Source organism: Micromonospora nigra (assembly GCF_900091585.1).
Lineage (GTDB): Bacteria > Actinomycetota > Actinomycetes > Mycobacteriales > Micromonosporaceae > Micromonospora > Micromonospora nigra.
The window spans coordinates 2,332,218-2,349,993 of record NZ_FMHT01000003.1; the positions used below are offsets into that span (position 1 = coordinate 2,332,218).

Genomic DNA, 17,776 nt, shown 5'->3' on the forward strand with positions numbered 1-17,776 from the left:
ATCACTCACCACTTACCTCTCGAGATGCGTACCGCGACATAGACCAGGCCACCGGCGAGCGCGCCCAGACCGGCGACCAGCAGGCTGACGAACCCTATCTCGGTGACCATCGGCGACCATCCTATGCTGGGCCCATGGCCCGCACTCTCGTCGTCAAGGCCACCGCCGGCACCGACTCCCCGGAGCGGTGTGCCCAGGCGTTCACCGTGGCCGCCACCGCCGCCGCGGCGGGGGTGCCCGTGTCCCTGTGGCTGACCGGCGAGTCGACCTGGTTCGCCCTGCCCGGCCGGGCGCAGCAGTTCGAGCTGCCACACTCCGCGCCGCTGGGCGAGCTGCTACACGTGATCCTGGCCACGGGCACGGTGACCGCGTGCACCCAGTGCGCGGCCCGACGGGACATCGGCCCCGACGACGTGCTGCCCGGTGTCCGGATCGCCGGTGCCGCGGTCTTCGTCGAGGAGGCCATGGCCGAGGGCGCGCAGGCGCTCGTCTACTGACACCCCACCCGGCGGCGCCGGAACCGACCCGGCAGGTCGGACAAGTGCCTACGATTCGGATGTGTCCGAGGCGATCGAGCAGTTCTTCGCGGAACTTCCCGCGCGTGCCCCGGCGGTGCTGCGCGGCACGGTCTGCGGCACCCTGCAGCTCAACATCTCCGACGGCGAGCGCACCGACCACTGGCTGGTCCTGCTCCGACCCGGCCACGCGGAGGTGACGCACGGGCGGGGTCCCGCCGACGCTATCTGGTACGGCAGCCGCAGCCTGTTCGAGCGGCTGATCACCGGGCAGGCGCAGGGGATATCGGCGATGCTCCGGAGCGAGAGCAACCTCATCGGCGAGGTCCTGCTGTACCTGGCCTTCCGGCGCTTCTGGCCCGCCCCGCCCGGCACCCGGGACCCGCGGGACGTGGCCCGCGAGCAGGCCGGGCGGCCCCGGTGAAGGAACTCGTCAACATCCTCGACGGCAACACCTTCCTGGTCAGTGACCGGCGGGGCGACATCGAACCGTCGCTGGAGTTCCCGACCGGCCTGTTCTCCTTCGACACCCGCTTCCTGTCCACCTGGCTGCTGACGGTCGACGGGGAGCGGCTGCACGCCCTCTCCGTCGACGACGCAACGTCCTTCCGCACCCGGTACTTCCTCGTCCCCGGCGAACCCACCCACTATCTCGACGCGCGGGTGTCGGTCATCCGCAGCCGCGCGGTCGGCGGCAGCTTCACCGAGGACCTGAGGGTGCTCAACCACTCCGGGGAGGAGATGCGGTTCACCGTCCGGGTGGAGATCGGCGCGGACTTCGCCGACCTGTTCGAGATCAAGAACGTCCGGCCCAAGCGCGGCCGGACCACCACCGAGGTCGGGCAGAGCGAACTCCGGTTCACCTACCGCCGGGAGGGCTTCCACCGGGCCACGATCGTGAGCACCAGCGAACCCGGGGCCGTGGACGCCTCGGGCATCACCTTCACCCTGACGATCGACGCGCACGACGAGTGGACCACCCGCCTGCACGTCGCCACCGTCATCTACGGGGCCCAGGGCGAGGACATCCGCGCGATCCTGCCGCTCGGTGGCAGCCGCAGCCCGGCCGCGATCGAGGCCGAGCAGAACGAGCTGGTCGCGCGCGCGCCGAAGCTCGGCTGCGACTGCGAACCGCTGGCCGGGGCGTACCGGCGCAGCCTCAACGACCTGACGGCGCTGCGCTACGAGTCGATCTCGCTCGGGGTCCGCCTCATGGCGGCGGGACTGCCCTGGTTCATGACCCTGTTCGGCCGCGACAGCATCTTCACCTCGTTGCAGATCCTGCCGTTCCTGCCCGACCTGATCCCGCCGACCGTCACGGTGCTGGCCGGCCTCCAGGGTTACCGGATCGACGACTTCCGCGACGAGGAGCCCGGCAAGATCCTGCACGAGCTGCGGTACGGCGAGACGGCGGGCTTCGAGGAGCAGCCGCACTCGCCGTACTACGGCGCGGCCGACTCGACGCCGCTGTTCGTCGTCCTGCTCGACGAGTACGAACGGTGGACCGGGGACGCCGACCTGGTGCGAAAGCTGGAAGCCCCGACCAGGGCGGCGCTCACCTGGATCGACAGCTACGGCGACCTGCTGGGCACCGGGTACGTCTGGTACCGGACCCGCAACCCGCAGACCGGGCTGGAGAACCAGTGCTGGAAGGACTCCTGGGACGGCATCTCCTACGCCGACGGCCGGCTGCCGGGATTCCCCCGGGCCACCTGCGAACTCCAGGGGTACGCCTACGACGCGAAGCTGCGCGGCGCCCGCCTGGCCCGGCAGTTCTGGGGCGACCCCGCGTACGCCGACCGGCTGGAGCAGGAGGCGGCGGCGCTCAAGTTACGGTTCAACCGGGACTTCTGGCTGCCCGAGAAGGGGTACTACGCGCTGGCCCTGGATGCCGACGGCACCCCGGTGGACGCGCTGACCTCCAACATCGGGCACCTGCTGTGGAGCGGCATCGTCGAGGAGTCCCGGGCCGGCCGGATCGCCGAACACCTGCTCGGCCCCCGACTGTTCTCCGGGTGGGGCGTGCGGACGCTCGCCGACGACCAGGGCCGCTACAACCCCATCGGCTACCACGTCGGCACCATCTGGCCGTTCGACAACTCCCTGATCGCCTGGGGCCTGGCCAGGTACGGGTTCCGCGAAGAAGCCGGGCGGATCTGCGAGGCGCTCCTGACGGCCTCCCGGTACTTCCACGGCCGCCTGCCCGAGGCGTTCGCCGGCTACGAACGGAGCCTCACCGACTATCCGGTGCAGTACCCCACCGCGTGCAGCCCGCAGGCCTGGTCGGCCGGCACCCCGCTGCTGCTGCTGCGGGTCCTGCTCGGCCTGCAGCCGCAGGGTGAGCACCTGATCATCGACCCGTTCGTGCCCGACGGAATGGGCCGGGTGGAGCTGCTCGACATCCCCGGCCGGTGGGGCCGGGTCGACGCCCTGGGCCGTAGCCGCCCCGAACACCGACGGCCCGGCGGCCACTGACCGTCGGCCAGGCCGGGCCGGGCGCCGTGGACGGTGACGACGCTGACGGTCAGCCGGAACAGACCGAGGTGGCGCTGATTTCCAGCTCGTCCGCGCCGAACTCGGCAACCACGGACACCGCGCCGGCACGGTAGGCGTACACCTCGAGGGTGTCGACCGCCGCGTTCCCGGCGGCGAGCCGGGTGAGCCCCGGCCGCGGGTCGGCCAGCGGCGGGCCGGCGACCCGCGTGGTCCGCACGACGCCCCCGTCGGGGCAGAACGCGATCTGCACCGACCGCCCCCGGGCGAACGGGCTGTCGACCAGGGCGGCCGCCGCGCTCAGCGCCGGCGTCTCGGGACCGGTCGGGTCACCGTCGGGCGGCTGCCACCCGTCGCGCACCGGACGGCACCCGGTGACGGCACGCAGCTGGACCCGACCCTCCGCCACGACACGTCCCTCAACCAGAACGAAGTCTCCGGCGTCGGCGCGCAGCCGGGGGCCTTCCGTGCCGACCCGCACCCCCGCCCGCCAGTCGGCCGGCAGGGCCTCGGAGACCCGCTCCAGCAGGGCCCGCTCCCCACCGGCGGGGGTCAGCACCGTGACGGCGCGCACCAGCTCGGCCCCGGGCGCGAACGGGCTGATCCGGCAGCCCGGCTCGACCTGCGCGGGAACCAGCGCCAGCGGGGCGTCGCCGGCTGCCAGGGCCAATCGGCCGACCGCGCGGTCGGCCACCCAGGCGGCCTGGGCCAGGGTGCGCTGCTCCCGGACGGTCGGCGGATCCCGGCGTACGGACAGTGCGGTCAACCCGACCAGCAGCACGGCCCACACCAGGCTCAGGGCGACCAGCCACCGCGGCCAGCCGCGTTCCGGGGCTTGCCGCGACGGTGGGGCGTACCCCTCCTGCACGGTGCCGCTGCGCTCGTTCACGGTGCCATGGTGTCACGCGGTGGCCCGGCTGCCGGCGATGGTGGCACGGTCGGGGCCGGGCGGGGTTCCGGGGGCGCGAGCCGGTAGCCGACGCCCCGCACGGTGTGCACCCGGGGGCCGTCGGTCAACGGGCGTAGTTTGCGCCGGAGCCGCTTCACCGCCGAGTGCAGGATCGCCGTGTCCCCCAGGTACGCGCCGCCCCACACGGAGGCGAACAGCCGCTCGTAGCTCCACAGGGTGACCGGCGGGGTGGCCAGCCGGCCCAGCAGTTCCCGCTCGGTGCGGGTCAGCGCCAGCGGCACGCCGCGCCAGGTCACCAGGTGCCCGGCGCGGTCGACCACCAGCTCACCCCAGGTCACCGGCCGCTCGGTCCGCCCTGCGGCGGGCCCGTCGGGCGGGGCGGTCCGCTCGGTCGGCGGGGTGGTCTCCCCGGTCGGCGGGGCGGCGGGGAACACCGCCCGCAACTGGGCGAGGTCGGCGCAGACCACGACCGGCCCGACCCCGTCGAGGCGCCGGATCACCCGCTCCCGCACGGAGGCGTCGGAACTGACGCAGACCAGGATCGGGACCTCTTCACCGGACACACTGCCTCCCCGGGCCGCCCGTGCTGACGTGACAGCTCCCCGCCCCACCGGGAGTTGCCGGCCGGTGGGCCCGAGTCAGCCTAACGGTCAGGATCGCGCCTCGTCACTGACCAAGTACTGACCGACGCCATCCATTGATCACCGACTCTCCCTTCACGAGCATGACTGTCAGCGGACGTGGGGGCCACCACCTGCCACCGACATCTCCCCGACCGCTCCCGGTGCCGCCCACCCGGCGTGCGCCCTGCGGGCCCGAACGGATCGGGCCCGCGAAACGTGGGGAGGAACAGTGTTCACACGACCATCCACACGGTCGGCGCGGTGGCGGGCGGTGGCGGTGCTCACCGCCGCGCTGCTCGGCCTGACCGCCCAACCCGCCGTCGCCGCGCCCGCCACCACGCCGGGCGTCGGCCCCGAGCGGGCCACCGTCGACCGGGAACTGCTCGACCGGCTGGGCAGCACCGGCACCGGCACGTTCCTGGTATACCTGCGCCAGACCGCACCGCTCGCGAAGGCCGCGAGGCAGGGGGACGCGGACAGCCGGGCCCGCGAGGTGCACCGCCTGCTCACCGACACCGCCGCGACGACCCAGCGCGACCTGCGCGCCCACCTGGACGCGAGGAAGGTGCCGCACACCTCGTACTGGATCGCCAACGCGCTGCGGGTGCAGGGCGACCGGGTGCTGGTCGACGAACTCGCCCGTCGGCCCGAGGTCGCCCGGATCTCACCCACCCGCAGCTACCCGCTGGTGGAACCGACCCCGGCCGACACCGACCGGGCCCGCACCGCCGCCGTCGAGTGGGGGCTCACGAACATCGGCGCGCCCCGGGTCTGGGACAGCTTCGGCAACCGCGGCGAGGGCGTCGTGGTCGCCAACATCGACAGCGGGGTGGCGTACGACCACCCGGCGCTCGTCGGCTCGTACCGGGGCAACCTCGGCGACGGGGCCTTCGACCACTCGTACAACTGGTTCGACCCGGCCGACGTCTGCCCGGGGACCGCGCCCTGCGACAACAACGACCACGGCACCCACACGATGGGCACGATGGTCGGCGACGACGGGGCCGGCAACCAGATCGGCGTGGCGCCGGGTGCCCGGTGGATCGCCGCGAAGGGCTGCGAGGCGACCAGTTGCTCCGACGCCTCCCTGCTGGCCGCCGGCCAGTGGGTGCTCGCCCCGACCGACGCCGACGGCGGCAACCCCCGCCCCGACCTGCGCCCCGACATCGTGAACAACTCGTGGGGCGGCGACGGCGGCGACCTCTGGTACCAGCAGACGGTGGCCGCCTGGCGGGCCGCCGGCATGTTCCCCGTCTTCTCCGCCGGCAACGACGGCCCGGCCTGCGGCAGCGCCGGCTCCCCCGGCGACAACGGCAACGCGTACGCCGTCGGGGCGTACGACGTGAACGACACGATCGCCGGGTTCTCCGGGCGCGGCTCCGGCACCGACCCGCTGAAGCCGAACGTGGCCGCGCCGGGCGTCAACGTACGCTCCAGCGTCCCCGGCGGGTACGCGGCGTTCAACGGCACGTCGATGGCCGCCCCGCACGTGTCCGGCACGGTGGCCCTGGTGTGGTCGGCCGCGCCGAGCCTGCGCGGGGACGTGGCCGCCACCGAGGCGCTGCTGGATCGCACCGCCCGGGACGTCGACGCCACCACCTGCGGTGGCACCGCCGCCGACAACAACGTGTTCGGCGAGGGCCGGCTCGACGCGTACGCGGCCGTGGAGGCCGCCCCGCGCGGCCCGGTGGGCCGGGTCGTCGGCACGGTGACCGACGCCGACGACGGCGACCCGGTCGCCGGGGCGACCGTCAGCGCCGGCAACCGCACCGCCACCACCGCCGCCGACGGCCGGTACGCGCTCACCCTTCCCGCCGGGGAGGCCACCGTCGCCGTGACCGCCTACGGGTACGCCGGCGACCAGGCGACCGTCACCGTGCCCGAGGGCGGGTCGGTCACCCGGGACTTCGCCCTGACGCCCAGCCCGGCCGTCACCGTCAGCGGCACCGTCAGCGACGGCTCGGGCCACGGGTGGCCGCTGTACGCGAAGGTGGACGTCGCCGGCCGGCCCGGCGGTCCGGTCTTCACCGACCCGGTGACCGGGCGTTACTCGTTCAGCGTGCCCGGCGGCAGTTCGTACCGGCTGACCGTCTCCGCCCACTACCCGGGCTACCGCACCGTCACCCGCGACGTGCCGGTGGCCAACGCCGACACCACGGTCGACGTGGCCGTGCCCGTGGAACCGGCGTGCACGGCCGCCGGATACACCGGCAGCTACGGCGCACCCCTGCTCACCGAGAGCTTCGACGGCACCGACGCCCCCGAGGGGTGGTCGGTGACCAACCGCACCGACCGGGGCGGCTGGTCCTTCGACGACCCCGGCGACCGGGGCAACCTCACCGGCGGCAGCGGGAACTTCGCGATCGTCGACAGCGACGAGTTGGGCGTGGGCAACACCCAGGACACCGACCTGGTCACCCCCACGCTCGACCTGGGCGGGGCCGCCGCTCCGGTGCTGCGCTTCCGCAGCGACTGGCGGGCCGTCGGGGTGACCGACACCGCCGACGTCGACGTCTCCACCGACGGGGGCGCGACCTGGACGAACGTCTGGCACCAGACGGCCAGCCGGCGCGGGCCCCGCGTCGAGGAGATCTCCCTGGCCCCGGCCGGCGGCGCGTCCGCCGCGCTGGTGCGGTTCCGGTTCAAGGGCACCTTCGCCTGGTGGTGGCAGGTCGACGACGTGGAGGTGCTGAACCGGGAGTGCGCGCCGGTGCCCGGCGGCCTCGTGGTCGGTACCACCACCGACGCCAACACCGGCTCGCCGCTCGACGGGGTGACCGTCACCAGCGACGACCGGCCCACCGACCGTGGGGTGTCGGCGGCGACCCCCGCCGACCCGAACGAGCCGGACGGCTTCTACTGGCTGTTCTCCGGCCTGACCGGCGAGCACCCGTTCACGGCCACGCGGTCGTCGTACCAGCCGGCGACGAAGGACGTCGCCGTGATCGGCGACGGGGTGCGGCGGGCGGACTTCTCCCTCGGTGCCGGCCGGCTGACCGTCGGCCCGGCCACGATCGAGTCGCACCAGCCGTACGGCAGCACCCGCACCACCCGGCTGACGGTGCGCAACACCGGCACCGCGCCGGCCACCGTGGACGTGCTGGAGCGGGCCGGCGGTTTCGAGCTGCTGAACCGGGCGGGTGCGCCGCTGCGTGAGCAGCGGATGAAGGGCATCAGCAAGGCCCGGACCGGGACCGCGTACGGCGGGGCCGCCCCGGAGGCGGGCGGGCAGGCCGCAGACGCGTGGACGCGCATCCCGAACGCCCCGGCGGCGATCTACGACAACGCCGCCGCCTGGCTGGACGGGAAGGTCTACTCGGTCGGTGGTGGCGGCGGCACCGTGACGGAACGCAAGGCGTGGGCGTACGACCCGGACGCGGGCGCCTGGACCACCCTGCCCGACCTGCCGCGCGTACGGTCCAAGGCGGCAGCCGCCGCCGTCGGCGGCAAGCTGTACGTGTTCGGCGGGTGGGGCGCGGACGACGCACCGGTCGCGGTGGTCGACGTGTTCGATCCGACGGCCGGCACCTGGAGCACCCTGCCCGGGGCGACCAACCCGACGCCGACGGCGGCGGCCGGAGCGGCCGTGGTGGGGAACCGGGTGTACCTCGTGGGTGGCTGCGCCGACGCGGCCTGCACGGACACCGACAAGCTGGTGGTGTTCGACGCGGGCACGGGCACGTTCCGCACCGGGGCGGCGTACCCGCACCCGGTGTCGTGGCTGTCCTGCGGCGGGATCGGCGAGGCGGTCTACTGCGCCGGTGGCACCGGCACGACCGAGTACACCGACGCCTACCGGTACGACCCGGTGGGCGACTCCTGGAGCGAACTTCCGGACATGCCGGTCGACCTGTGGGGCTCGCAGCACGCGGCGGCCGGCGGGATGCTGGTGCTGGCCGGGGGCGTGACCAGCGGGTCGACGGCGGTGACGAACCGCACGATCGGGTACGACCCGGTGGCCGGGGCCTGGCGGAACCTGCCCAACGCCGAGTTCGGCCGGTACCGGGGTGCCGCCGCCTGCGGGGCGTACAAGATCGGCGGTTCGCCCAGTTCGTTCGTCGGCAGCGCGGACAGCGAGCACCTCGCCGACCTGGGGTCGTGCGCGGCCTCGTCGGACGTGCCCTGGCTGGGCAGCAGCCCGTCCACCTTCACGCTCGCCCCGGGCGAGTCGAGGAGGGTGACGGTCACGCTCACCGCCACGGCGGCGGCCGGTGTCGCCCAGCCGGGCACCTACACCGGTGAGCTGGCCGTCGCGACGGACACCCCGTACCCGGTGGCCCCGGTGGCGGTGGAGATGAACGTCTCGCCGCCGGCCGGCTGGGGCAAGATCCGGGGCACCGTCACGGGCACCACCTGCGGCGGGGTGACGGTCGGCATACCGGCGACGGTACGGGTGAACCTGATCTCGACGGGCACCGGCAGCACGCTGACCGCCGGCGCGGACGGCAGGTACGCCTGGTGGCTGCCGAAGGGCCGCTACGAGGTGATCGTCGCCAAGGACGGCTGGGTGCCGCAGGTGCAGCGCACCCGCGTCGAGGCGGGCATCGTCGGCACGCTCGACTTCGCGCTGGAGCCGGCATCGACCTGCACGAGGGCCACGGGCATCTGACGCGGCGACGGGGCGGGGGTGGCCACGCTCAGGCCACCTCCGCCCCGTCGACTGGCACGCCAACAGCGATGTGGAGACGGCCGTCGGGTTTTCGTACCGGCGGTCGTCTCGTGCCGCACCACGGCCGGAGACGGGCCGTGGCCCGCGCCCTCGGGTGAGGGGCGGGCCACGGGCCGATCAGGGGGTTATCAGGCGGCGACCGTGACGGCGACCTCGTTGATGCCCCGGGCGGCGGTCACGGCGGTGTCGCCGTTGCCGTGCCGGGACAGGGCCCGCAGGGTCCAGTTGCCCGGCGCGGCGAAGAACCGGAACTGACCGGCCGGCGAGGTGACCACCTCGGCGGTGAACTCACCGGTCGAGTCGAGCAGCCGGACGTACGCGCCCGGAACGGCCTCGCCCTCACCGGAGCGGACGACGCCGGTGATGACGGTCTCCTTCTCCAGGTCGAGGCTGGCGGGCAGCGGAGCGGCCTGGTCCGGAGCGGCGCAGCCGGCGGCAGTGGGTGCAGTCATGGCTCAGGCCTCCCCGGGCTCGTCGCCGAGCGCCACCGGCACGCCGACCAGCGAGCCGTACTCGGTCCAGGATCCGTCGTAGTTCTTCACGTTCCGGTGGCCGAGCAGTTCCTGGAGCACGAACCAGGTGTGCGAGGACCGCTCGCCGATCCGGCAGTACGCGATGGTCTCCTTGCCGTCGTCCAGGCCGGCGTCGGCGTAGATCCGGCGCAACTCGTCGTCGGACTTGAAGGTGCCGTCCTCGTTGGCCGCCTTCGACCACGGCACGCTGATCGCGGTCGGGATGTGCCCGGCCCGCTGCGCCTGCTCCTGCGGCAGGTGGGCGGGGGCGAGCAGCCGGCCCGCGAACTCGTCGGGCGAACGCACGTCGACCAGGTTCTTCGTGCCGATCGCGTCGACGACCTCGTCGCGGAAGGCGCGGATCGAGGTGTCGGGCTCCTGCGCGACGTACTGCGTCGCCGGGCGGGTCACCGCGTCCTTGACCAGCGGTCGGGCGTCCAGCTCCCACTTCTTGCGGCCACCGTCGAGGAGCCTGACGTCGCCGTGGCCGTAGAGCTTGAAGTACCAGTACGCGTAGGCGGCGAACCAGTTGTTGTTGCCGCCGTAGAGGACGACGACGTCGTCGTTGCCGATGCCCCGCTCGGACAGCAGCGCCTCGAACTGGCTCTTGTTGACGAAGTCCCGGCGGACCGGGTCCTGGAGGTCGGTCTTCCAGTCGAGCTTGATCGCACCGGCGATGTGGCCGGTGTCGTACGCCGAGGTGTCCTCGTCGACCTCGACGAAGACGACGCCCGGAGCGTCGAGGTTCTTCTCGGCCCATTCGGCCGAGACGAGTGCGGTGTCGCGACTCATCAGTTCACTCCCTGAGGATGGATGGTGAGCCAGCGCGCGGATATCGATGCACATAGGAGTCGCACCACGCGCGGGACCCTGAGCTGGAAACGGATCACGGGTACGTGCGACGGCGCCGCTGCCGGGCGTTCGCTGGGAGAGCACCGGGAATGGGTAGGACCCCGAGTGCCGGGTCGGCCGCTAGGCGACCGGAGACAGCCCCGCCGTCAGATGACGGGGCGACACAGGCAGGTGGCCACGCGGCACAGGTCGACCGCGCGCCGTTTGGTGAGGAGTATCCCCATGGGGACGGAGCCTACCAGCGATCCCGGACTGTGCCAGCGGGCCGACCAGCATCCGGGACGTGCCGACGGTCACCCGGCCGACCGAGGGCTGACCCGCCGGTCAGCCGGCGGAGTTGATCGGGACGTCGCGGGCGTTGGCGGTGACCTGCAGGCCCTCCGGCAACGGGCGCACCTCGCGGACGGTGAGTTCGAACGGCAGCTCGGGCAGGGGCACGTCGATCGAGATGCTCCGCGCGTAGTTGTTCAACAGGTTGCGGGCCAGCGGGACGTTCGGCAGCCCCTCGGCGCTCAGGTCGTTGAACTGCAACGACACCTGCCCCTGGTCGCTGACGTTGACGTCGGCGGTGCCGACCACGGTGAGTCGCTGACCGAGGATGTCCACCGGCGCGGTGACGGCGAGCCGGCCGTCGCGCTCGCCGAGGGTCAGCCCCTCCCGGTCGAGCAGCGCGGCGAGGCTGTCGTAGGTGACGGTGCCGGTGCCGGTGACCGTCTCCGCGACGATCTCGCCCTGCCCGGAGCGGATCACGTCCAGCGGGGCGCTCACGTCGCGGGCGTCCACGTCCAGCGTCGGCAGGGCCACCGCGTCGCCCTGCACCGAGCCGCGTACGTCGCGCAGGCCGATGGTGATGCGCTCGTACCGGCCGTCGAGCACCTGGGTGAGGAACGGGAAACCGCCGACCTCCACGTCGGGGCTCGACGCCTGGGCACCCTGGTTGGACACCTCCTGGCTGACCTGGTCGGCGATGGCCCGCTCGGCCACCCCGGCGGCCACCCGGTCGGCGACGGCCAGCAGCCCGACCAGCACCAGCAGCAGGACGACGAGGGTGATCAGCACTGTGCGCCCGCGCCGGGGCCGCCGCCCGTACGTCTGCTCCTGGCCCACGCCGTCTCCTCCTCGCCAGTGCCGGGGTGCCGCGCCGCGGCCCACCCGTCGTACCCGAACCGGTGGATTGTCAATCGCCGTCAGAGAACGAGCCTGCTCATCAGGTAGGCGGTCGGTGCGGCCAGCGCGACACCGGCGAGCGGACCCTGCATGTGCCGGACGACCCACATCGTCGGCGGCTCGCCGGCCATCAGCCGGCCGGCCTCCGCGTACCCCGCGGCGAGGTCGGCCAGGACGGCGGTGACCGCCGCGACCAGGCCGATCAGCGCGGCTCTGGTGGGGGTGAAGGGCAACACCAGGTAGCTGCCCAGGAGAGCGCTCACCAGGGTGCCGACCATCGCCCCGCCCACCACGCCGGAGGCACCGCGGGGCACCTGGGGGGCCAGGCGCGGCCAGGCGGCGAAGGCGTCCGTCACCCGGGCGACGGTCAGCGCGACCGTGGCGGCGGTGAAGCAGACGGTGATGGCCTGGGTGCCGGCCGGGTGCCGGACGAGCACGAGGAGCGAGGCGAGTGCCACCGCCCCGAGCACGATCCCGGCGGTGGTGCGTAGCGAGTCGGTGACCCTGGCGCGGTCGACCCTGCGGACGAGTTGCCCGAGCACCGCCACGGCCACCCCGCCCAGGGCGACCCAGGTCAGTGGGAACAGGCGGGCGGTGTCCGACTGGACGGCCAGCAGGTCGGCCCCGACGGCCGCCGCGACGGCGGCCACGACGACCACCAGCGTGGCGGGCGGCGCGGCGGCCACGACCCAGGCGGACACGTAGAGCACCTGCACGGCGAGCACCACCAGGGCGAAGGGCAGCCGGTGCCCCGGGCCGGCGGTCTGCGCCCCGACCACCAGGCCGAAGCCGAGGAGGGCGGCGAAGCCGCCGACGGCCAACGACAGGTCGCGGCGCACCTCGACCGGGGGTTCGGTCTCCTCTTCCGGGTCGGCGTCCACCCCGTCGTCGCCGCGCCGCGCCGCGCCGCCCCGGCGCAGCCGGCGGGGACCGCGGCGGCGGGACCCGTCCTCACCGACGGCCGGGCCGCCGCGTGGCGCGGCGTCGCCGGTCGGGGCGTCGTCGGCCCACGGGTCGCGGCCGGTCTCGGGCGAACTGGAGGGAAGCACCCACCGATCGTGCCAGACCGGCCGGCGGGTGCGGGCGCCACGGTTTCCGTGACGTTAAAACCTGAGCCGCGATAGGGGGTGAAAGGCGCAAACAGGAAATGTCGGCCAGGAGTCGGGCGGGCGATCGGTTACGCTCAGGCCGTTACCTGCCCGTCAGCGACGCCGGGACCACGCAAGTTTCCCAGCGCACGCCCCCGAGGAGTGCCGCTGGTCGCGTGCGGCCAGCGAGCCGCCGGGACGGAGGTGATCGTGGAGATCCTGCTGCTGGTGACCGCGCGCGCAGGTGAACCATCGGCGGTGCTGCCCGCCCTCGACCTGCTGCCGCACTCGGTCCGCACCGCGCCGCGCGACGTCCGCACCCTGGTCGCCGGGCCCAGCCCGGACGCGGTGCTCGTCGATGCCCGGTCCGAGCTCAGCGAGGCCCGCGCCACCTGCCGGATGCTGCACGCCACCGGCCTGGGGGTGCCGCTGGTGGCGGTGGTGACCGAGGCCGGGCTGATCGCACTGAACGCCGACTGGGGCGTCGACGACGTCATCCTCGCCTCCGCCGGCCCGGCCGAGGTCGAGGCCCGGCTGCGGCTCGCGGTCGGCCGGCTCAGCAACGCGACCTCCGGCGCGGGCGGCTCGATCCGGGCCGGCGAGCTGTCCATCGACCCCGACACCTACGCGGCGAAGCTCAAGGGTCGGCCACTCGACCTGACCTACAAGGAGTTCGAGCTGCTGAAGTTCCTCGCCCAGCACCCCGGCCGGGTGTTCACCCGCGACCAACTGCTGCGCGAGGTGTGGGGCTACGACTACTTCGGCGGCACCCGCACCGTGGACGTGCACGTGCGGCGGCTGCGGGCGAAGCTCGGCTCGGAGTACGAGTCGATGATCGGCACGGTGCGCCAGGTGGGCTACAAGTTCGTGGTGCCGCCGTCCCGCTCGCTGCCGGTCGAGGCGGAACACGCCCCGCTGCCCGTCTGACCACTCGGCTTCCCTCGATAATCTAATTTGCCCCTTTTGGCTGACTCGTCGGTTTTATCCTGACTGCCGAGTCCGTCAGAGGGAGGCACGTCGTGGTCACGGGGGCAACAGGTACGCGGGGACGGGACACGTGATGGCGGCCGGCGCCGCCAGGTCCCTGGGCATGATCGCGCTGACGGTGACCGCCCTGCTCGGGTCGGCGTACGCACTGGGGCGCACCCTCGTCCCCGACGCGCCGCCACAGGTCGTCGTCACCACCGCCACCAGCGCCGAGGACCCCCACCACGCCGACCAACCGCCCGCCACGAGCCGGGAACCGGCCGAACCGACGCCCGACCAGCGGCCCGGCGAACCCGACGGCACCGCCCAGCAGGACGGGCCGAGCACGCCCGACAACGCCGACGGGCCCGTCCCGGGCACCCGCACCACCACCGGGACGGGCCAGGTCGCGCTCACCTTCGACGACGGACCGCACCCGCAGTACACCCCGCAGGTCCTGGCCGCGCTGCGCGAACATCAGGTCACCGCGACGTTCTGTGTCGTGGGCCAGAACGCCGAGGCGTACCCCTGGTTGATCCAACAGATCGTGGCCGACGGGCACACCCTGTGCAACCACAGCTGGGACCACGACGTCGCCCTCGGCGCGCGCGCACCGGAACACATCCGCACCGACCTGCTGCGCACCAGCGCGGCCATCCGCGCCGCCGTCCCCGACGCGCCCATCTCCTGGTACCGCCAACCCGGTGGCGCCTGGACCTGGCCGGTGGTCTCCGTGGCCCGGGACCTGGGCATGACACCCCTGCACTGGAGCGTGGACACCTCGGACTGGCGGGCCCCGGGCGCGAGCCGGATCACCGCCGCCGTCGTCGACTGGGTGCAGCGCGGCTCGGTGGTGCTGCTGCACGACGCGGGCGGCGACCGGCAGGGCACCGTCGACGCGTTGTACCGCATCCTGCCCGACCTGACCAGCCGGTTCGACGTCGCCGCGCTGCCCACCGGGACGACCTGAGCCACACTGGACACGGCCACGGCACGGGTCAGTGGATACGGCCACGGCACGGGTCAGTGGATACGGCCACGGCACGGGTCAGTGGATACGGTGACGGCATGAGCAGCGCCGAACCGACCAGCGAACAGGTGACCCGGACCGACAGCCTCGATGCCCCGACCATCGCCGACGTGCTCGCGCTGGCCGCCGCAGCGGGCAACGCCGACGGGGCCGACCCGCTCGACGAGCACGTCCTGCTCCGGCTGCGCGACCCGCACGCCCCGGCCACGCACCTCACCTCCCGGTCGGCCGACGGCACCCTGACCGGGTACGCCCACCTGGACACCACCGATCCCGCCGGCACCGGCGTGGAGCTGGTCGTCCACCCCGCCTACCGGCGTCGGGGCACCGGCCGGGCGCTGGCCCGGGGCGTCCTGGCGACCGCCACCGGGCCGCTGCGGGCGTGGGCGCACGGCGACCACCCGTCCGCGGCCGCGCTCGCCGTCGACCTCGACTTCCGCCGCGCCCGGGTGCTCTGGCAGCTACGTCGCCCGCTCACCGCCCCGCTGCCCGGGCCGCGCCTGCCCGACGGGGTCACCCTGCGCGCCTTCCGCCCCGGCGCCGACGACGAGGCCTGGCTGGCGCTCAACGCGCTGGCATTCGCCGAACACCCCGAACAGGGCCGGTGGACGGCCGAGGACCTGCGGGTCCGGCAGTCCGAGCCGTGGTTCGACCCGGCCGGCTTCCTGCTCGCCGAGGAGTCGGCGACGGGCCGCCTGCTCGGCTTCCACTGGACGAAGGTGCACGAGCGCCCCGGGTCGGCGCGGATCGGCGAGGTGTACGTGCTCGGGGTGGACCCCTCGGCGCACGGCGGCGGTCTCGGCCGGGCTCTGACCACGGCTGGCCTGGCGTACCTGCGGGACCGGCGCGGGCTGGACCGGGTGATGCTCTACGTGGACGAGTCCAACACCGGCGCGGTGGCCCTCTACGAGCGGCTCGGCTTCGCCCGCTGGTCGGCGCACGTCAACTACCACCTGGGGTGACGCGGCGGCGACTCTCGCCCCCGGCGTCCCGTACCGCGGGTTCCCCGCGCGTTCCCGCCGTCAGCCCAGCAGGAACCGGGCCCCGCCGTCGGCGGACAGCTCCAGGCGGGGCTGGACGGGGCTGGCGGCGTCCCGGCCCGCTGCCGCGCGTACCACCTCGTCGAGCCCGCCGCAGGCCGCGACCTCGGCCAGGGTGACCAGGGTGGGCGGCAGCATGGTCAGCTCGCCGGCCGAGGCCCGGGCGTGCGCCTCGGCCGGGCGGATCCACAGCGTGTGGTCGGCCTCGCCGGAGACGTCGCGGGTCCGCTGCCCCTCCGGCAGCAGGGCCACGAAGAAGTACGTGTCGAAGCGGCGCGGCTCGAACTCCGGGGTAATCCAGCGGCTCCACGGAACCAGCAGGTCAGAGCGGAAGGTGAGCCCCCGCGCGGCGAGCAGGTCGGCGAAGCCGCTGTCGCGCCGTTCGAGGGCGACCCGGGCGGCCTCCCAGTCGTCGCCGCTGACGTCGCCCACCACGCAGCCCGCGTCCGGGCCGGCCAGCAGCACCCCGGCCTCCTCGAACACCTCCCGGGCAGCGGCGCAGACCACCGCCTGGGCGGCTGCCGGGTCGAGCCCCAACCGCCCGCCCCACTCCTGGGGACCGGGCCCCGCCCAGTCCAGGTGGGTGCGCGAGTCCGACCGGTCGACGCCACCACCGGGGAAGGCGTACATGCCACCGAAGGTCATGGCGGCGACCCGGCGGATCAGGTAGACCTCGAAATCGTCGCCGGCAGGGCGCAGCAGCAGCACGGTGGCGGCCACCCGGGGCACCGCCGGCACGCCACCGGACTCGGCGAACCTGCGGGCGTGCTCCACCAGCGCGGGCGGCGCGGCGAAGCCGTGGCGGTCGGTCGTCATGGTGGGAGCCTAGTTTCCCGGCCCGTGGATCCCCTGACCGGCCACCTGGCGATCTTCGCTAGCGTGGCCGGCATGACTCGATGGGGCATCCTGGCCACCGGCAACATCGCCGCGCAGTTCGCCGAGGACCTCCGGCTGGTGCCGGGGGCCGAACTGGTCGCGGTGGGCTCACGCACCGCCGAGAGCGCGGAGCGTTTCGCCCGCCGGCACGGCGCGGCGCGGGCGTACGGCACCTGGGCGGAACTGGCCGCCGACCCCGAGGTGGAAGTGGTGTACGTGGCCACCCCGCACGCCGCGCACCACGAGGCGGCCCTGACCTGTCTGCGGGCGGGGCGGGCGGTGCTGGTGGAGAAGCCGTTCACCCTCGACCTGCCGACCAGCGTCGAACTGGTCGACACCGCCCGCGCGGCCGGGGTGTTCCTGATGGAGGCCATGTGGATGCGGACGAACCCGCTGATCCGCCGGGTCTGCGCGCTGCTCGCCGACGGGGCGATCGGCCGGGTGACGGGTGTCCAGGCGGACTTCGGGGTGGGCGGCCCGTTCCCGCCGGAGCACCGGATGCGGGCCCGTGCGCTGGGCGGCGGGGCGCTGCTGGACCTGGGCGTCTACCCGGTGAGCTTCGCCCACCTGATGCTCGGGGTGCCGGAGCACGTCCGCTCCTGGGCGAAGCTGACCCCGGAGGGTGTGGACGAGAACACCGGCATCGTGTTCGGGTACGAATCGGGCGCCGTGGCCACGCTGAGCTGCGGGATGGTCGGGGTGACCCCGGTCGTCGCCTCGGTCGTCGGGGAGGCGGGCCGGGTCGACCTGCCGTCGCCGTTCTTCCGGCCGGGCTCGGCCGTCCTGCAGCGTACGGGCGCGGAACCGGAGACGATCTCCGCGGAGCTGGTCGGCAACGGCTACCAGGACGAGGCGGCCGAGGTGCAGCGGTGCCTGGCGGAGGGGCTGACGGAGAGCCCGCTCGTGCCGCACTCGGCCACCCTGGAGGTCATGACCCTGCTCGACGGTATCCGCGCCCAGATCGGCGTCTCCTACACCTGACGGTGGTCGGCGCCGGTGGTCCCGGACGGCACCGGCCCCCGCCGCGGGTGACGC

The 17,776-nt window shown here is 73.9% G+C and carries 17 protein-coding genes; 8 read left to right on the forward strand and 9 right to left on the reverse strand.

Features of this window, described 5'->3' with window-relative positions:
* Nucleotides 1-5: 5 nt before the first annotated feature.
* Entirely contained in the window at nucleotides 6-110 is a 105-nt protein-coding gene (gene mtfM, locus GA0070616_RS29130) for a small membrane protein MtfM (protein WP_275587258.1), read from the reverse strand.
* A 24-nt stretch (nucleotides 111-134) separates the two neighbouring features.
* Here mtfM and GA0070616_RS09960 point away from each other — a divergent pair, with 24 nt between their 5' ends.
* The 3 genes from GA0070616_RS09960 to GA0070616_RS09970 all read left to right on the forward strand — a co-directional run bounded on the left by GA0070616_RS09960 (nucleotide 135) and on the right by GA0070616_RS09970 (nucleotide 2,990).
* Nucleotides 135-497, forward strand: a complete 363-nt coding sequence (locus tag GA0070616_RS09960; RefSeq protein ID WP_091079827.1) for a DsrE family protein — start codon at nucleotides 135-137, stop codon at nucleotides 495-497.
* Nucleotides 498-558: 61 nt separating this feature from the next.
* A complete protein-coding gene (locus tag GA0070616_RS09965) occupies nucleotides 559-939 on the forward strand; it encodes an SCP2 sterol-binding domain-containing protein (protein WP_091079831.1) in 381 nt (126 codons plus the stop codon).
* Nucleotides 936-2,990 (forward strand): amylo-alpha-1,6-glucosidase, encoded by a 2,055-nt coding sequence (locus GA0070616_RS09970; protein WP_091079836.1) that lies wholly within the window; start codon nucleotides 936-938, stop codon nucleotides 2,988-2,990. The genes GA0070616_RS09965 and GA0070616_RS09970 overlap by 4 nt, the downstream gene beginning before the upstream one ends.
* Nucleotides 2,991-3,039: 49 nt before the next feature.
* Here GA0070616_RS09970 and GA0070616_RS09975 read toward each other — a convergent pair whose 3' ends face one another.
* Together GA0070616_RS09975 and GA0070616_RS09980 are read right to left on the reverse strand one after the other, a co-directional pair.
* The gene (locus GA0070616_RS09975; protein ID WP_091079839.1) at nucleotides 3,040-3,897 is read right to left on the reverse strand and encodes a hypothetical protein; all 858 of its coding nucleotides are present in this window, start codon (nucleotides 3,895-3,897) and stop codon (nucleotides 3,040-3,042) included.
* Entirely contained in the window at nucleotides 3,894-4,481 is a 588-nt protein-coding gene (locus GA0070616_RS09980) for a winged helix-turn-helix domain-containing protein (RefSeq protein WP_091079841.1), read from the reverse strand. Before GA0070616_RS09980 ends, GA0070616_RS09975 begins: the two co-directional genes overlap by 4 nt.
* 289 nt (nucleotides 4,482-4,770) lie before the next feature.
* Between GA0070616_RS09980 and GA0070616_RS09985 the strand changes: the two genes are divergently transcribed.
* Nucleotides 4,771-9,150 (forward strand): S8 family serine peptidase, encoded by a 4,380-nt coding sequence (locus GA0070616_RS09985; protein ID WP_245712718.1) that lies wholly within the window; start codon nucleotides 4,771-4,773, stop codon nucleotides 9,148-9,150.
* A 188-nt stretch (nucleotides 9,151-9,338) separates the two neighbouring features.
* Here the strand turns inward: GA0070616_RS09985 and GA0070616_RS09990 are convergent, their stop codons facing one another.
* The 5 genes from GA0070616_RS09990 to GA0070616_RS10005 form a co-directional block, all read right to left on the reverse strand.
* Complete coding sequence (locus tag GA0070616_RS09990) at nucleotides 9,339-9,662, reverse strand: DUF1416 domain-containing protein (RefSeq protein ID WP_091079847.1); 324 nt, start codon at nucleotides 9,660-9,662, stop codon at nucleotides 9,339-9,341.
* A gap of 3 nt (nucleotides 9,663-9,665) precedes the next feature.
* Nucleotides 9,666-10,514, reverse strand: a complete 849-nt coding sequence (locus tag GA0070616_RS09995) for a sulfurtransferase (protein WP_091079851.1) — start codon at nucleotides 10,512-10,514, stop codon at nucleotides 9,666-9,668.
* Between the two features lie 206 nt (nucleotides 10,515-10,720).
* The gene (locus GA0070616_RS29300; RefSeq protein ID WP_342672298.1) at nucleotides 10,721-10,798 is read right to left on the reverse strand and encodes an Ms5788A family Cys-rich leader peptide; all 78 of its coding nucleotides are present in this window, start codon (nucleotides 10,796-10,798) and stop codon (nucleotides 10,721-10,723) included.
* 100 nt (nucleotides 10,799-10,898) lie between these two features.
* The gene (locus tag GA0070616_RS10000; RefSeq protein WP_091079854.1) at nucleotides 10,899-11,681 is read right to left on the reverse strand and encodes an LmeA family phospholipid-binding protein; all 783 of its coding nucleotides are present in this window, start codon (nucleotides 11,679-11,681) and stop codon (nucleotides 10,899-10,901) included.
* Nucleotides 11,682-11,761: 80 nt separating this feature from the next.
* Nucleotides 11,762-12,790, reverse strand: coding sequence for a hypothetical protein (locus tag GA0070616_RS10005; RefSeq protein WP_091079856.1), 1,029 nt, complete (start codon nucleotides 12,788-12,790; stop codon nucleotides 11,762-11,764).
* Nucleotides 12,791-13,033: 243 nt separating this feature from the next.
* On the opposite strand from GA0070616_RS10005, the gene GA0070616_RS10010 reads away from it, so the two are divergent.
* The 3 genes from GA0070616_RS10010 (at nucleotide 13,034) to mshD (ending at nucleotide 15,787) form a co-directional block, all read left to right on the forward strand.
* Complete coding sequence (locus GA0070616_RS10010) at nucleotides 13,034-13,756, forward strand: winged helix-turn-helix transcriptional regulator (RefSeq protein ID WP_217628254.1); 723 nt, start codon at nucleotides 13,034-13,036, stop codon at nucleotides 13,754-13,756.
* Nucleotides 13,757-13,889: 133 nt separating this feature from the next.
* The gene (locus GA0070616_RS10015) at nucleotides 13,890-14,765 is read left to right on the forward strand and encodes a polysaccharide deacetylase family protein (protein WP_091079860.1); all 876 of its coding nucleotides are present in this window, start codon (nucleotides 13,890-13,892) and stop codon (nucleotides 14,763-14,765) included.
* Between the two features lie 98 nt (nucleotides 14,766-14,863).
* Nucleotides 14,864-15,787: a mycothiol synthase gene (gene mshD / locus GA0070616_RS10020; protein ID WP_091079863.1), complete on the forward strand. Its 924-nt coding sequence runs from the start codon at nucleotides 14,864-14,866 to the stop codon at nucleotides 15,785-15,787.
* A 60-nt stretch (nucleotides 15,788-15,847) separates the two neighbouring features.
* Here the strand turns inward: mshD and GA0070616_RS10025 are convergent, their stop codons facing one another.
* Nucleotides 15,848-16,681, reverse strand: coding sequence for an NUDIX hydrolase (locus GA0070616_RS10025; RefSeq protein WP_091079865.1), 834 nt, complete (start codon nucleotides 16,679-16,681; stop codon nucleotides 15,848-15,850).
* Between the two features lie 72 nt (nucleotides 16,682-16,753).
* Between GA0070616_RS10025 and GA0070616_RS10030 the strand changes: the two genes are divergently transcribed.
* Entirely contained in the window at nucleotides 16,754-17,722 is a 969-nt protein-coding gene (locus GA0070616_RS10030; RefSeq protein WP_091090394.1) for a Gfo/Idh/MocA family protein, read from the forward strand.
* Nucleotides 17,723-17,776 lie beyond the last annotated feature (54 nt).